The following is a 14,352-nucleotide window of genomic DNA, read 5'->3' on the forward strand; positions in this document are numbered from 1 at the left end:
CGCGGAATCTATCGGTTGCGCGCGGTATCAGTCCCGAACGACCAGTCTTCGCCAAATTTCTCCCTGGGGTAATGGGTCCTGGCTTTCGCCAGGACGACACCAAGGAGCGCTCAAAACAAGCTGCCCTGATCCACCGGCTTGGCCACGCGCTTCGGCGCCGGCTTCGTCTCCTGCGTGGCCGGCTTCGGTTGCGACGGCGCGCGCTTTGCCGCGGGGGGCGGGCGATCCGCATCCGCGGTCGCGCCGACACGGCCATCGGCGAATTCGATCTCGACACGTGCGCCGGGACCGATCGTCTCCGCCGCATGCACGGGATGGCCGGCTTCATCGCGCACCAGGGCGAAGCCACGCGCGAGCACGCTGCGATAGGACAGCGCTGAGAGCAGCTTGCCGCTGTTCTCGACACGGGCATCGAGCCGCTGCAGCAGCGTGACGAGTGCGCGGCCGGCGCGCTCGGCGAGGCGATGCGTGCGCTCGCGCTGGCGGGCGATCGCGTTGCGCTGCGCCTGCGCATTCGAAAGCTTTGACGCACGCAGGCGCACCTCGAGCCCGGCAAAGCGGTCGCGCCGCTGCCGCAGCAGCGATCGCGCCGACAGGCCGAGCCGCTCGCCGCACACGGTGAGGCGGTGATCGGCCTGGGAGATCTGGCCGTGCAGCACGCGCAGCGTCAGCTTCGAACTGGCCGCGGTGAACCTGCGGAAATGCGCATGCGTGTTGGCCTTGAGGCCGCGGGGCAGGGCGCCACCCGCCGAATCCAGCCGCTGCCGCGGGATAGCCAAGAGATCGCCGGCTGCCGGTAGCGCGCGCGCGGCGGCACGCAGCTCGCTGCGGCGGCTCTCCTGGGCGCGCTGCCAATAGGCGTGGGTGCGGCGTCCGAGATCCGCGACCTCGACGAAGAGATCGCTGCGCACCGGCACCGCCATCTCGGCCGCCGCCGTCGGCGTCGGCGCGCGCTTGTCGGCGACGAAATCGATCAGCGTGATGTCGGTCTCGTGGCCCACCGCCGAGATCAGCGGGATCATGCTCTCGGCTGCGGCCCGCACCACGATCTCCTCGTTGAACGACCAGAGGTCCTCCAGCGAGCCGCCGCCGCGCGCGACGATCAAGACGTCGGGGCGCGGAATCTTGCCGCCCTCGGGCAGCGCGTTGAAGCCGCGAATCGCGGCCGCGACCTGCTCGGCCGAGCCTTCGCCCTGCACCTTGACCGGCCACACCAGCACGCGGCGGGGGAAGCGGTCCTCGAGCCGGTGCAGGATGTCGCGAATGACCGCGCCGGTCGGCGAGGTCACCACACCGATCACCTCCGGCAGCCAGGGCAGCAGCTGCTTGCGCGCCTCGTCGAACAGGCCTTCGGCGGCGAGCTTCTTCTTGCGCTCCTCCATCAGCGCCATCAGCGCGCCGATGCCGGCCGGCTCCAGCGCCTCGATCACGATCTGGTATTTCGAGGAGCCCGGATAGGTCGTCAGCTTGCCCGTGGCGATCACCTCGAGCCCCTCCTGGGGCTTGAAGCGCATGCGGCCGTGCACGCCCTTCCAGATCACCGCCTCGATCTTGGCGCTCTCGTCCTTGAGCGCGAAATAGCAATGGCCGGAGGAGTGGGGCCCGCGAAAGCCGGAGATCTCGCCGCGGACCCGGACATGGCCAAAGGCGTCCTCCACGGTCCGTTTCAGGGACAGCGAGAGCTCGGAGACGGTGAATTCGGGCGCGTTGAGCAGTGGTTCCGCAGGCGGCATCGGCAAACGATTCGGCATTTTGGGATCTAGCCCGACGTTAAGGATTTTCGCCGCGCGGCGCCAATCCGGGGATTGATTGGAAGAGTACTCTGTAATATAGAGTACTCTATAGTTGATGCGTTTGAGGGAGACGATCCATGGCGATCCGGCTGCTGAGAGGCGTTTTGAACGGACTGAAATGGGCCTTGTGTGCGGTCGGCGGCGTGACGCTGATCCTGGTCGCGATGATCGCAACCCCGCTGGAGCGGCCGCCTGAGCTGCAATCGGTCTCCGACTCATCCAAGGGGATCGACTGGTCCACCTTGCCTCCGCTCGAACGCTTCCAGGCCCGCGACGGCACCTGGATCGGCTATCGCCACTACGCGCCGAACGGCGCCGCGACCGGCCGCGGCGCGATCTTCATCCACGGCTCCTCCGGCTCCAGCGGCACCGTCAATCACGCGCTGACCCACGCGATCGCCGCGCGCGGGGTGGAGACCTGGGCGCTCGACATCCGCGGCCATGGCGGCTCCGGTACGCGTGGCGACATCGGCTATGTCGGCCAGCTCGAGGACGACCTCGTCGATTTCGTCGCGCATGTCCGCAAGAGCGCGCCTGATCTGCCCCTCACTCTGATCGGCCATTCCGCCGGCGCCGGCTTCTCGCTGCGCGTCGCCGCGACACCGATCATGCAGGACATGTTCGTGCGCACCGTGCTGCTCGCGCCCTATCTCGGCTATGACGCGCCCACCAACAAGCCGCATTCCGGCGGCTGGGCCAACGCCGACGTGCCGCGCTATCTGGGGCTCGCCGCGTTGCGCAAGCTCGGCATCGACTGCTGCTCGCAACTGCCTGTGCTGGCCTTCGCGGTGCGGCCGAACTTCGAGAAGATCCTCGTCTCCACCTATTCCGACCGGCTGATGCGCAATTTCGCCACCCGCGGCTACCGCGCCGATCTGCCCGCGGCGACACGTCCGATCACGATCTTCGGCGGTGCCGAGGACGAGATGATGATCTCGGACAAATATGGGGCGACGGTGCAGGCCATCAAACCGTCGGTCGACGTCAAGGTGCTCGACGGCATCAACCATATGGGCATCGTCACCAATCCGAAGGCGATCTCGATCATCGCCGAGGACATCGCGACGCGCGGGGCAGGGCAGTCATGATCGACAGCAAGGAAGCCTCTGCAGCGCTGGCCGATATCGACGACATCGTCCAGCGCGTGAAGCAATCCCAGCTCTACGAGCTGGCAAGCCTCGCGGCCGTGTGGTGGGGCGTGGTGGTGTTTGCAGCCAACCTCGTGACCTGGCTCTGGCCGATCTACGCGGTCTACGCCTGGGTCGCCGCGGATGCCCTGGGCGTCGGCGGTCTGATCGCGCTGCGCGTATTGAATCCGCCGCATCGCCACCATGGGGCCGGCCTCGATGTCAGGCTGCTCCTGGTCTTCGTGCTGTTCTTCGCCCTCGGCTATCTCTGCACCAACGTCGTCGGCCATTTCGGCCCGCGCCAGCTGGGTGCGTTCTGGCCAATCTACTTCATGCTTTTCTACACGCTGGCCGGACTCTGGTTCGGCTACGCCTTCGTGGCGATCGGCCTCGGCATCTCCGCGCTGACGTTGATCGGCTTCTTCTATATCGGCGAGGCGTTTCCGCTCTGGATGGCCTTCGTCAACGGCGGCGGCCTGATCCTCGGCGGCCTCTGGATGCGGCGGATCTAGCGGGATGGCAGAGCTCGACGACATCATCCATCAGCCGTTGCGCCTGAAGATCATGGCGGCCCTCAACGCGCTGCCCGCGACGGCGGGCCTTGAATTCGCCCGCCTGAAGAAGCTGACCGGCGCCACCGACGGCAATCTTGGCGCGCATATCGAGACGCTGGCGAAAGCCGGCTATGTTTCGGTCGACAAGGCCTTCGTCGGCAAGAAGCCGCAGACCACCGTCACCGCCACCGCCGCCGGCCGCGGCGCCTTCGCGCGGCATGTGGCGACCTTACAGGAGATCATCGCGGGGAAGCAGGTCTAGCGCTGCGATGCCGATTGTTGTGCCCTCTCCCCTTGCGGGAGAGGGCAGCTCCGCGGGTAGATACAGGCTCGCTTGGGTGAGGGGTCTGTCTCCGCGGATAGAGACCCCTCATCCGGCGCCTATTCGCGCGCCACCTTCTCCCGCAGGGGAGAAGGTGCAGTGGAGCACGCCTGATAGAGCGCCGCGCCCCGGAATGACGGGGAGTTTGGGGCCAGCCCCCCTTGAGCCCCACCCCGATTCGTGCGACCTCCGCCCCAGCAAACCCCTTATTTCTGAGCCCTCGATGCACATTCTCCTGCTCGGTTCCGGCGGCCGCGAACATGCCCTGGCGTGGAAGATCGCAGCCTCCCCTCTGGTGACCAAATTCTGGTGCGCGCCCGGCAATGCCGGCATCGCCCGCGAGGCCGAATGCGTGGCGCTCGATGTCGCCGACCATGCCGCCGTGATCGACTTCTGCAAGAAGAACGCAGTCGAGCTCGTGGTGGTCGGCCCGGAGACGCCGCTCGCGGCAGGCATCGTCGACGACCTCACTGCTGCCGGCATCAAGGCGTTCGGGCCGAGCAGGATCCCGGCCCAGCTCGAAAGCTCCAAGGGCTTCACCAAGGCGCTGTGCACCGAGTTCGGCATTCCGACCGGCGCCTACAAGCGCTTCACCAACGCCAATGACGCGCGCGCCTACGTCCAGAGCCAGGGCGCGCCGATCGTCGTCAAGGCCGACGGCCTTGCCGCCGGCAAGGGTGTCGTCGTCGCCAAGACCGTGCGCGAGGCGGAGGACGCCATCGCCATGATGTTCGAGGGCGCCTTTGGCGAGGCCGGCGCTGAAGTGGTGATCGAGGAATTTCTGCCCGGCCGGGAGATCAGCTTCTTCGCGCTGTGCGACGGCGAGACCGCCATCCCGCTGGCGTCCGCGCAGGACCACAAGCGCGTGTTCGACCACGACGTCGGCCCGAACACCGGCGGCATGGGCGCCTATTCGCCGACGCCGCTGGTGACGCCCGCGATCCACGACGCGATCATGGCCAAGATCATTTTGCCGACGGTCGCCGGCATGAAGCAGCGCGGCACGCCGTTCCGCGGCATTCTCTACGCCGGGATCATGCTGACGACGCAGGGGCCAAAACTGTTCGAGTTCAACGTCCGCTTCGGCGATCCCGAGTGCCAGGTGCTGATGCTGCGCATGATGTCGGACATCGTGCCGGCGTTCATCGCCGCCTGCGACGGGGAGTTGAAGCATTTCGATCTGCGCTGGCACCCGGAATCCGCGATCACTGTGGTGATGGCGGCGAAGGGCTATCCCGGCGATTACCAGAAGGGCACGCGCATCGAGGGGCTCGATGACGCGGCCAGGGTCGAGACCGTCGAGATCTTCCATGCCGGTACGGTTGAGAAGGACGGCGCGATCCTCGCCAATGGCGGCCGCGTGCTCAATGTCTGCGCGCTGGGCAAGACCGTGACCGAGGCGCAGGCGCGCGCCTACCAGGCCGTCGACCGCATCAACTGGCCGGACGGCTTCTGCCGCCGCGACATCGGCTGGCAGGCGGTGGAAGCGGAGAGGGCCAAGGGCTGACAGCGGTTTTTCCGCTGCGCGCGCAAAAACCTTGCGCCATCGCGCCGCCACATCGACATTCCAAAAATGCGTAGTCGGCTGTTGGGCTTAGCGTCCTTCGCCGAGGACGCGTGCTACTGTGCATGGGGTTGTTTTCGACATTTTTTTGTTGGGAGCAGGCTCCAGAACTGACCAGATAAGGATGCAGAAAGATGTCCGATCTCGCCGACCTCTATCCCGGCTTCGCCTCCGAGTGGATCAACACCTCCTTCGGCCGCATCTTCGCCCGCGTCGGCGGCGAGGGGCCGCCGCTGCTGCTCTTGCACGGCTTCTCCGAGACGCATGTGATGTGGCACCGCGTGGCGCCACAGCTTGCCGACAAGTTCTCGCTGATCATCGCCGACCTGCCGGGCTATGGCTGGTCCGACATGCCCGAGAGCGATGCGCTGCACATGCCCTACAGCAAGCGCGCGATGGCCAAGGCCATGGTCGAGGCGATGGAAAGCCTCGGCCACGTGCACTTCGCACTCGCCGGCCACGACCGCGGCGGCCGCGTGTCGTATCGGTTGGCGCTCGACCATCCAGGTCGGCTGTCAAAACTCGCCGTGCTCGATATCCTGCCGACCTATAATTACTGGGAGCGGATGAACCGCGCCTATGCGCTGAAGATCTATCACTGGACTTTCCTGGCCCAGCCCGCGCCGCTGCCGGAGACGCTGATCTCTGGCAATGGCGAGTTCTTCCTGCGCTTCAAGATGGCGAGCCAGACCAAGTCGAAGACGCTGGACGCGATCGACAAGCGCGCGCTCGAGCACTACATCGCCCCGTTCCGCGATCCGGCCCGGGTGCATGCGATGTGCGAGGATTATCGCGCCTGCGCCTATTTCGACTACGATCTCGACAAGGCCGATTTCGAGGCCGGCAAGAAGATCACGGTGCCGATGCTGGCGCTGTGGGGCAACGCCGGCGTGGCCCAGGCCGCAGCGACCCCGCTCGACACGTGGAAGCAATGGGCGACCAACGTGGATGGCATGCCGGTGGATTCCGGCCACTTCCTCACCGAGGAAAACCCCGATGTGACCGCGAAGGCGCTGCGCGAGTTTTTCCTCGCGGGTTAACGCCGCTCCCGGAAGAACTCCTTGAGCAGCCGCGCCGCCTCGCTCTCGCCGACGCCGGAATAGACATCCGGCGCGTGGTGGCAGGTCGGCGAGGCAAAGAACCGCACGCCTGACTCGACCGCGCCGCCCTTGGGATCGGCCGCGCCGTAATAGAGCCGGCGGACCCTTGCAAAAGAGATCGCGCCCGCACACATGGTGCAGGGCTCCAGCGTCACGTAGAGGTCGCAGTCCACCAGGCGCTCGCTGCCGATTTTCTTTGCCGCCTCGCGCAGCGCGACAATCTCGGCATGGGCGGTGGGGTCATGGTCGGTCAGCGTCCGGTTCGCCGCGGTGGCGATGACCTCGGAATTGCGGACCACCACGCATCCGATTGGAACTTCGCCCGCTTTTCCGGCATTTTCGGCCGCCAGAAGCGCCAAATCCATGAAAGAGGGGGCTTTCAAGCCTCGTATCATCGCCGGAAACCTGCTAGTAGCTGCGCCTTCAGCAAGAGTGGATACCGATTTTGCCTGAGCATGCGGCTCGGAACGAGCGCGCGCACTGCTTTCTGGCCACCCCCAAGTGAGATTATTCATGCCTCGCGACAGCGACAAAGACAACGATTCCCGCGGCCGGCGAGGCCCCCCCAAGGGACCGTCGAAGGGCCGCTCCGGCAAGGCGCGCGGCCCCGAGAAGAAGTTCGCCAAGCGCGGCTTCGAGGGCAAGGGAGACCGCGACAGCCGTCCGCCACGTGGCGACCGCGACAGCCGCCCCTTCCGCCGCCGTGAGGAGGGCGATGCCCCGCGCCGCGATTTCAGCGATCGTCCCCGCTTCAAGCGCGATGGCGAGGAGCGCGGTGAGCGCAGCTTCAAGCCGCGCGGCGACCGTCCGTTCTCCGATCGCGGCGCGCGTGATGGCGAGAAGCGGCCGTTCAAGCCGCGCGGTGATCGTCCGTCCTATGGGCGCGATGATCGTCCGCCGCGCAGGGATCGTGACGACTCTCGGCCGGCCGGCCGCTCCAGCGACAAGAAGTTTGGCGACAAGCGGCCCTACGCGCCGCGCGGCGACCGCCCGGAACGCAAGTTCGATGGCGAGCGGAAGTTTTCGCGCGGTGGCGACCGAGATCGCGGGCCGCGCGAGGATCGTGGCGAGCGCAGCTTCAAGCCGCGTGGAGACCGCCCGAATTTCGATCGCGGTGATCGCGCGCCTCGCGGCGAGCGTCCCGAACGCAAATTCGAGGACCGGAAGTTTTCGCGTGGCGGAGGGGATCGTGGGCCGCGCAAGGATTTTGGCGGTCGTGACCGCGGCGAGGACAAGCCCTGGCAGAAGCGCGACGACCGTCGCGACAGCGGCCGCGGTGACGACCGTCCGCGCTTCTCGCGCTCGCGTGATGATCGCGCGTCGGGTGATCGTCCGTTCCGCGACCGGCCGAAATTCGATCGTCCGCGCGAGCGCTCCGAAGGCCGCTCCGACTGGCACGAGCATCCGCGCAGCGAAGGCCGCTTCGGCGATCGTCCGCGCCGCGACAATGAGGACGACAGCAGGATCTTTGAGAAGCGTCCCGCCTTCGGTGGCCGCGGCGCCTATCGTGATCGCGATCGCGATTTCGAGGGGCGGCCGCGCCGCGACGACGCGCCGAAGCCGAAGAAGGCCGGCGAGCGCATCGCCAAGGCGCTGGCACGTGCGGGGCTCGCCTCGCGCCGCGACGCCGAAGAAATGGTCACCCAGGGTCGCGTCACCGTCAACGGCCGCGTCATCAACTCGCCGGCGCTCGACATCACGCCGAACGACGTCGTCCTGGTCGACGGCAAGCCGTTGCCGCCGCGCGAGCGCACGCGGTTGTTCCTCTATCACAAGCCGCGCGGGCTGATGACGACGCATGACGACCCCGAGGGGCGTCCGACCGTGTTCGACAACCTGCCCGAAGGCCTGCCGCGCCTGATTAGCGTCGGACGGCTCGACTTCAACACCGAGGGCCTGCTGCTGCTCACCAATGACGGCGGCCTCGCGCGCACGCTCGAATTGCCTGACACCGGCTGGCTGCGCCGCTACCGCGTCCGCGCCCATGGCGACGTCACGCAGGCGCAGCTCGACGAGCTCAAGAAGGGCATCGAGGTCGAGGGCGTCAAATACGGTCCGATCGAGGCGACGCTGGAGCGCGACCAGGGCGCCAATGTCTGGCTGGTGTTCGCGATCCGCGAAGGCAAGAACCGCGAGGTGCGCAACGTCTGTGCCCATCTCGGCCTTGAGGTGAACCGGCTGATCCGCGTCTCCTACGGCCCGTTCCAGCTCGGCGAGATTCCTGAAGGCCAGGTCGACGAGATCAAGTCGCGCGTGCTGCGCGAGCAGCTCGGCGACAAGGTGATCGAGAAATCGGGCGCCGAGTTCGACGTGCCGTCGAAATCCGCCGGACGCGGTGACGATGCGCCGAAGAAACCGATGAAGCGCGCTGTCATCAACGACCGCAAGGGCCGCCGCGTGCTGGTGCAGCGCACCGGCAGCGAGGAGGCGCGCGAGCGCAACGAGATGGAGGCGAACGGCTACGGCCCGCCGCGCCGTCCCAAGCGCGGCTATCACGGCAAGCGCGACCTGACGCCGCGGGAGGACTAGCTTGCGCGTCGTCGGCGGCAGGTTGAAGGGGCGCAATCTCGCCTCACCGTCCTCGCGCGACATCCGCCCCACGGCGGACCGCTTGCGCGAGTCCGTGTTCAACATCCTCGTGCACGCCTATGACGATCCGATCGCGGATGCGCGCGTGCTCGATCTCTTCGCCGGCACCGGCGCGCTCGGCATCGAAGCCTCATCGCGCGGGGCGAAGTTCACGCTGTTCGTGGACAATGGCGCCGAGGCGCGGGCTCTGCTCCGTAACAATGTCGAGTCGCTCGGCCTCGGCGGCGTCACAAAAGTCTATCGCCGCGATGCGACTGATCTGGGCCCCGCGCATCCCGTCGAGCCGTTCTCGCTGGTGTTCCTCGATCCGCCCTATGGCAAGGGATTTGCGGAGAAGGCGCTTGCCTCCTTGCGCGACGGCGGCTGGCTGACGCCGGGAGCGCTGCTGGTGGTGGAAGAGGCGAAGGCCGCGCAGTTCGTGACGCCGGAAGGGTTCGAGGAACTTGAGCGGCGCGCGTATGACGACACGGAGTTCGTGTTCTTGAAGAGGCCGTAGCATTGCTGCCGTAGGGTGGGCAAAGGCGCAACGCGCCGTGCCCACGAACTTTCCATGATTGCGATAGGTGGTGGGCACGCTTCGCTTTGCCCACCCTACGGCACCGTCACCGCCGTCCGAACAGCTTCTCCACATCGCTCAGCTTCAGCTCGACATAGGTCGGCCGGCCGTGATTGCACTGGCCGGAGTTCGGGGTGTCCTCCATCTCGCGGAGCAGGGCGTTCATCTCCTCGGGCCGCAGTCGGCGGCCGGCGCGCACCGAGCCGTGGCAGGCCATGGTGGCGGCGACGTGCATCAGGCGGCGTTCGAGAGGAAGCGCCTCGTCCCACTCGGCCATGTGCTCGGAGAGATCGCGCAAGAGCCCGCCCGCATTGGCCTTGCCGAGCAGCGACGGCGTCTCGCGCACCGCGACCGCGCCGGGGCCGAAGGATTCGATGGCAAGGCCGAACGACGCCAGCTCCTCGCCGCGCTCGAGCAGTCGCTCCACCGTGGCTTCATCCATCTCGACGATCTCGGGGATCAGGAGAATCTGCCGCTGCACGCCGTTTGCGGCGAGCGAGGCCTTCAGCCGTTCATACACGATGCGCTCATGTGCGGCGTGCTGGTCGACGATGATGAGGCCGTCGCGGGTCTGCGAGACGATGTAGGTCTCGTGGATCTGCGTGCGCGCCGCGCCGAGCGGGCGATCGACGAGATCGGCCACCGGCTGCGTCTCCATCCGCACGTCCGCGCTGGGCGCGCCAACATCGAAGGCAGCTTGCGCGCGCTCGGTGAAAGCAGGTGCGGCGGAGCCTTCGAATGCCGGCATTGGCGCCACGGGGGCGGATGGCGAGGCGCGCCAGTCCCAGCTCGCCGGGCGGGGCGGCGTGAAGGCGGGGCGGAACGAGGACAGGGCGCTCTCGCCGCTGTTGGCGGCGGTTCGGCGGCCCTCGCGCGCCAGTGCGTCCTTCAATCCGTGCACGATCAGCGCGCGGACGAGACCGGCGTTGCGGAAGCGCACCTCGGTCTTGGCCGGATGCACGTTGGCGTCGACCTCGCGCGGGTCGAGCGTGACGAACAGCGCCAGCACCGGATGGCGGTCGCGCGGCAGATAGTCGGAATAGGCCGCGCGCACGGCCCCCAGGATCAGCTTGTCGCGCACCGGGCGGCCGTTGACGAAGAGATATTGGCCGAGCGCATTGGCCTTGGTCAGCGCGGGAGCCGCGGCATAGCCGGCGACGACGACACCCTCGCGCTCGGCATGGACTTCGATGGCGTGGCTGCGGAATTCAGCGCCGAGGATATCGCCGAGCCGCGTCAGGCGGCCGGCGGCGCCGGGCAGGGCGGCAGCCCAGGTCACTGGCGCGCGCTCCTCGCCCGCGAGCGTGAAGGCGACGTCGGGCCGCGCCATGGCGAGGCGCCGCACCACCTCGCGGATGGCTTCCGCCTCGGTGCGGTCGGTCTTCAGGAACTTCAGCCGCGCCGGGGTCGCGTAGAAGAGGTCATTGACCTCGACGCGGGTGCCATGCGCCAGCGCCGCCGGCATGATCTCGGACTTCTCGCCGCCCTCGACGCTGAGCGCCCAGGCATGAGGCTCGCTGGCATGGCGCGTCGTGATCGACAGCCGCGCCACCGAGCCGATCGAGGGCAGCGCCTCGCCGCGGAACCCGAGGGTGCGGATCTGGAGCAGATCCTCGTCGTCGAGCTTGGAGGTGGCGTGGCGCTCAACCGCGAGCGACAGGTCCTTCGCGGTCATGCCACTGCCGTCGTCGGTGATGCCGATCCGCCGCCGTCCGCCGCCATCGGTGAAGACGTCGATCCGGCTCGCGCCGGCATCGATGGCGTTCTCGACCAGCTCCTTGACCACGCTCGCGGGCCGCTCGACCACCTCGCCGGCGGCGATGCGGTTGACGACCTGTTCTGGAAGCTGGCGGACGGGCATGCGGCTCTGATTTGGATTCGCTGACGGCGCTATTCTAGGCCGTGTTGCGTCAAAAGCATGTGTTGGGCAACAGGAACGTCGGGGGCTGGGGAAGAGCGGTGTCTATCACATTGAAGACATTGGCCGTTCGAGAAAATCGCACCCCCCGATGGCGCGACTTCCGGTGACCGTCCTGATTGTGGGGTGCCGGGTCACGGTGTAGCATCGTGAAAAAACGGCAACAGGACGGGAGGACGCCATGTGCCATCTCTTCGCGCACCAGCCCCAACGCGACTACGAATCCCAGACCCGGTCTTTACGGATCGGCGGGCATTGCACCTCGATCCGGCTGGAGATGGCGTTCTGGGACACGCTGGAGGAGATCGCGGCCAAGGAGAGCATGAGCCTCGGCAAGTTCCTGACCACCCTCTACAACGAGGTGCTCGACCATCACGGCGAGGTCAACAATTTCGCTTCGCTCTTGCGCTGCTCGTGTTTGATCTACCGCTCAAGGAGCATGGCGCCGGTGCAGGAGTTCAAGGCCACGGTGGCGCCCATCCTCGACGCGGCCGAGTAGCACCTCCACCCTCGATGTCGTCCTGGCGAAAGCCAGGACCCATACCGCGAGGTCCATCAGTGATCCGCGGTATGAGTACCGGACGACGGGTCTTCGCCAAACTCCTCCCTGGGGTAATGGGTCCTGGCTTTCGCCAGGACGACGACTGAAGCGGGAGTTCAAATCTCCTTCTTCTGCATCGCTCCCGCAATGTAATCCGCCTGCCGGATCGCCAGCGCGACGATGGTCAGTGTCGGGTTGCAGGCCGCGCCGCTGGTGAACTGGCTGCCGTCCGAGACGAACAGGTTCTTGACGTCATGGCTCTGCCCGAACTTGTTGACCACGCCGTCGCGCGGCTTCTCGCTCATCCTGTTGGTGCCGAGATTGTGCGTGCTCGGATAAGGCGGCGTCGGATAGGTCACGGTGGCGCCGACGGCGTCGTAGACGGCGGCGCCCTGCTTATAGGCGTGCGCGCGCATCGCGACGTCGTTGGGATGATCGTCGAAATGCACGCTCGCGACCGGCTGGCCGAACTTGTCCTTGACGACGGGATCGAGCGTGATGCGGTTGGTCTCCTGCGGCATGTCCTCGCCGACCAGCCACATGCCGGCCATCCTGGGATAACCGTCGAGCGCTGACGTGAACGAACGGCCCCAGGCGCCCGGATTGAGGAACGCCGCCATGAAGGGCAGGCCGATCGACAGCGTCTCCATCTCGTAGCCGCCGACGAAGCCGCGCTTCGGGTTGTTGACGGATTCGTCACGGATGATGCCGGCCATGGTGGTGCCGCGATACATGTGCACCGACTTCTCGAACACGGCATAGACGCTGCCGGTCATGTGCCGCATGTAGTTGCGGCCGACCTGTCCCGATGAATTGGCGAGGCCGTCGGGGAACAAGGTTGAGGCGCTGTTGAGCAGCAGCCGCGGACTCTCGATCGAATTGCCGGCGACCGCGACGATGCGGGCCTTCTGGCGCTGCATGGCGCCGGACTCGTCGGCGTAGACGACGCCGGTCACCTTGCCGCTGGCATCATGCTCGATCTTGACCGCCATACTGCTCGGCCGCACTTCGAGATTGCCAGTCGCCTCGCCCTTGGGGATCTCGGTGTAGAGCGTCGACCATTTCGCGCCCGACTTGCAGCCCTGGAAGCAGAAGCCGATCTGCTGGCAGGCGCCGCGGCCGTCGCGCGGCTGGCTGTTGATCGCCATGTTGCCGGTGTGCACGGTCTTGTAGCCGAGCTTCTTCGCGCCGGCCTCCAGAACCTTGAAGTTATTGTTGCCGGGAAGTCCGGGAATGCCGTTGGTGCGAGTCACGCCCATCTTGTTCTCGGCCTTGGCGTACCACGGCTCCATCTCTGCAAGCGTCACCGGCCAGTCCAGGAGGTTGGCGCCGGGAATGTTGCCATAGGCGCTCTTCACCCTGAACTCGTGTTCGTCGAAACGCAGCGACGCACCGGCCCAATGTGTCGTGGAGCCGCCGACCGCCTTGACGATCCAGGCGGGCAGGCCCGAAAAATCCTTGGCGACGCGCCACGTCCCCGACGTGGTGCGCGCGTCGGTCCAGGCGAGCTGAGAAAAACTCTCCCACTCGTCGTTGACGAAGTCCTGGTTCTCGATGCGCGGGCCTGCTTCGAGGATCACCACCTTGACGCCCTTTTGCGCGAGCTCATTGCCCAGCGTGCCGCCGCCGGCGCCGGAGCCGACGATCACCACAACGCTGGAGTCGTTCAGATCGAATTTTGCCATATGCGTTCTCCTGAACCGTTGGGTGCGTTAGGCCTTCGGCAGCCAGTCGATGTCGGCGAAGCCGCGGTTGATGTAGCCGCCATGCTCGGCGGAGGAGCCCTCGTAGCCGAAGCGCGGCCAGATCTCTTTCTGGTTGTAGAGCGAGACGACGAGGTCGCCGCGCACCTTCTGGAAGAAGTCGCTTCCCTCGATCTCCTTCAGCAGCACCACGCGGTCGGCTTCCCAGGGCACTTCGGCATAAGCGACCTTGTGGCGATCGCGCGCGTTCTGATCGAGCCGGCTGATGCCGTCACTGATCAGCGATTTGACGGCGGGATCCTTCGCCGCCTTGCCGTCCCACGGCTTGATCGCGGTGATGTAGTAGCTGTCGCCGAGCATATCGTGCGGATAGATGTCGCGCGCGACCTTCAGCAGCGTCTTCATCGTCGCGGGCGACAGTGTGCTCGCATCCTCGGCCCAGGCATCTTCGATGCTGACGGCAACGCTGGTCGCGACAGCGACGACCGGAACGGCGGTCGCCGCGCCCCTGAGAAAGACGCGGCGGCTATGCTTGCTTCGACGATCGACTTCTCTCATGGCATTCCTCCGTAATTTTTGTGATTT

Annotated in this window: 13 protein-coding genes; 8 read left to right on the forward strand and 5 right to left on the reverse strand. The window is 66.6% G+C overall.

The genetic code is table 11. The features are described from left to right. Positions 1 to 110: 110 nt before the first annotated feature. Positions 111 to 1,733: an exodeoxyribonuclease VII large subunit gene (gene xseA / locus JQ635_RS34560; protein ID WP_211414312.1), complete on the reverse strand. Its 1,623-nt coding sequence runs from the start codon at positions 1,731 to 1,733 to the stop codon at positions 111 to 113. 137 nt (positions 1,734 to 1,870) lie between these two features. Here xseA and JQ635_RS34565 point away from each other — a divergent pair, with 137 nt between their 5' ends. From JQ635_RS34565 to JQ635_RS34585, 5 genes are all read left to right on the forward strand, one after another. Further along, positions 1,871 to 2,881 (forward strand): alpha/beta hydrolase, encoded by a 1,011-nt coding sequence (locus JQ635_RS34565; protein WP_211414239.1) that lies wholly within the window; start codon positions 1,871 to 1,873, stop codon positions 2,879 to 2,881. Further along, entirely contained in the window at positions 2,878 to 3,432 is a 555-nt protein-coding gene (locus JQ635_RS34570) for a hypothetical protein (protein WP_211414240.1), read from the forward strand. The genes JQ635_RS34565 and JQ635_RS34570 overlap by 4 nt, the downstream gene beginning before the upstream one ends. 4 nt (positions 3,433 to 3,436) lie before the next feature. Next, entirely contained in the window at positions 3,437 to 3,736 is a 300-nt protein-coding gene (locus JQ635_RS34575) for a winged helix-turn-helix domain-containing protein (RefSeq protein ID WP_211414241.1), read from the forward strand. Between the two features lie 283 nt (positions 3,737 to 4,019). Then, a complete protein-coding gene (purD, locus tag JQ635_RS34580) occupies positions 4,020 to 5,303 on the forward strand; it encodes a phosphoribosylamine--glycine ligase (protein WP_211414242.1) in 1,284 nt (427 codons plus the stop codon). Between the two features lie 191 nt (positions 5,304 to 5,494). Beyond that, positions 5,495 to 6,400 (forward strand): alpha/beta fold hydrolase, encoded by a 906-nt coding sequence (locus JQ635_RS34585; RefSeq protein WP_211414243.1) that lies wholly within the window; start codon positions 5,495 to 5,497, stop codon positions 6,398 to 6,400. Here JQ635_RS34585 and JQ635_RS34590 read toward each other — a convergent pair. After that, positions 6,397 to 6,855: a nucleoside deaminase gene (locus JQ635_RS34590; RefSeq protein WP_211414313.1), complete on the reverse strand. Its 459-nt coding sequence runs from the start codon at positions 6,853 to 6,855 to the stop codon at positions 6,397 to 6,399. The genes JQ635_RS34585 and JQ635_RS34590 overlap by 4 nt on opposite strands. 118 nt (positions 6,856 to 6,973) lie before the next feature. Here JQ635_RS34590 and JQ635_RS34595 point away from each other — a divergent pair, with 118 nt between their 5' ends. After that, positions 6,974 to 8,989, forward strand: coding sequence for a pseudouridine synthase (locus JQ635_RS34595; protein WP_211414244.1), 2,016 nt, complete (start codon positions 6,974 to 6,976; stop codon positions 8,987 to 8,989). Position 8,990: 1 nt separating this feature from the next. Continuing rightward, the gene (gene rsmD / locus JQ635_RS34600) at positions 8,991 to 9,545 is read left to right on the forward strand and encodes a 16S rRNA (guanine(966)-N(2))-methyltransferase RsmD (RefSeq protein ID WP_211414245.1); all 555 of its coding nucleotides are present in this window, start codon (positions 8,991 to 8,993) and stop codon (positions 9,543 to 9,545) included. Between the two features lie 106 nt (positions 9,546 to 9,651). Here the strand turns inward: rsmD and mutL are convergent, their stop codons facing one another. Further along, positions 9,652 to 11,466: a DNA mismatch repair endonuclease MutL gene (mutL, locus tag JQ635_RS34605; RefSeq protein ID WP_211414246.1), complete on the reverse strand. Its 1,815-nt coding sequence runs from the start codon at positions 11,464 to 11,466 to the stop codon at positions 9,652 to 9,654. Positions 11,467 to 11,704: 238 nt separating this feature from the next. Here mutL and JQ635_RS34610 point away from each other — a divergent pair, with 238 nt between their 5' ends. Then, positions 11,705 to 12,022 (forward strand): ribbon-helix-helix domain-containing protein, encoded by a 318-nt coding sequence (locus tag JQ635_RS34610; protein ID WP_211414247.1) that lies wholly within the window; start codon positions 11,705 to 11,707, stop codon positions 12,020 to 12,022. A gap of 158 nt (positions 12,023 to 12,180) precedes the next feature. Here the strand turns inward: JQ635_RS34610 and JQ635_RS34615 are convergent, their stop codons facing one another. Continuing rightward, positions 12,181 to 13,749: a GMC family oxidoreductase gene (locus JQ635_RS34615; protein ID WP_211414248.1), complete on the reverse strand. Its 1,569-nt coding sequence runs from the start codon at positions 13,747 to 13,749 to the stop codon at positions 12,181 to 12,183. A 27-nt stretch (positions 13,750 to 13,776) separates the two neighbouring features. After that, positions 13,777 to 14,325, reverse strand: a complete 549-nt coding sequence (locus JQ635_RS34620) for a gluconate 2-dehydrogenase subunit 3 family protein (RefSeq protein WP_211414249.1) — start codon at positions 14,323 to 14,325, stop codon at positions 13,777 to 13,779. Positions 14,326 to 14,352: the final 27 nt, after the last annotated feature.

The organism is Bradyrhizobium iriomotense, from assembly GCF_018130765.1.
GTDB lineage: Bacteria > Pseudomonadota > Alphaproteobacteria > Rhizobiales > Xanthobacteraceae > Bradyrhizobium > Bradyrhizobium iriomotense_A.

Bases quoted from the DNA above. Each gene is read 5' to 3' on its own strand.
- xseA (WP_211414312.1), bottom strand. From the start codon at position 1,733: ATGCCGCCTGCGGAACCACTGCTCAACGCGCCCGAATTCACCGTCTCC.
- JQ635_RS34565 (WP_211414239.1), top strand. From the start codon at position 1,871: ATGGCGATCCGGCTGCTGAGAGGCGTTTTGAACGGACTGAAATGGGCC.
- JQ635_RS34570 (WP_211414240.1), top strand. From the start codon at position 2,878: ATGATCGACAGCAAGGAAGCCTCTGCAGCGCTGGCCGATATCGACGAC.
- JQ635_RS34575 (WP_211414241.1), top strand. From the start codon at position 3,437: ATGGCAGAGCTCGACGACATCATCCATCAGCCGTTGCGCCTGAAGATC.
- purD (WP_211414242.1), top strand. From the start codon at position 4,020: ATGCACATTCTCCTGCTCGGTTCCGGCGGCCGCGAACATGCCCTGGCG.
- JQ635_RS34585 (WP_211414243.1), top strand. From the start codon at position 5,495: ATGTCCGATCTCGCCGACCTCTATCCCGGCTTCGCCTCCGAGTGGATC.
- JQ635_RS34590 (WP_211414313.1), bottom strand. From the start codon at position 6,855: ATGATACGAGGCTTGAAAGCCCCCTCTTTCATGGATTTGGCGCTTCTG.
- JQ635_RS34595 (WP_211414244.1), top strand. From the start codon at position 6,974: ATGCCTCGCGACAGCGACAAAGACAACGATTCCCGCGGCCGGCGAGGC.
- mutL (WP_211414246.1), bottom strand. From the start codon at position 11,466: ATGCCCGTCCGCCAGCTTCCAGAACAGGTCGTCAACCGCATCGCCGCC.
- JQ635_RS34610 (WP_211414247.1), top strand. From the start codon at position 11,705: ATGTGCCATCTCTTCGCGCACCAGCCCCAACGCGACTACGAATCCCAG.
- JQ635_RS34615 (WP_211414248.1), bottom strand. From the start codon at position 13,749: ATGGCAAAATTCGATCTGAACGACTCCAGCGTTGTGGTGATCGTCGGC.
- JQ635_RS34620 (WP_211414249.1), bottom strand. From the start codon at position 14,325: ATGAGAGAAGTCGATCGTCGAAGCAAGCATAGCCGCCGCGTCTTTCTC.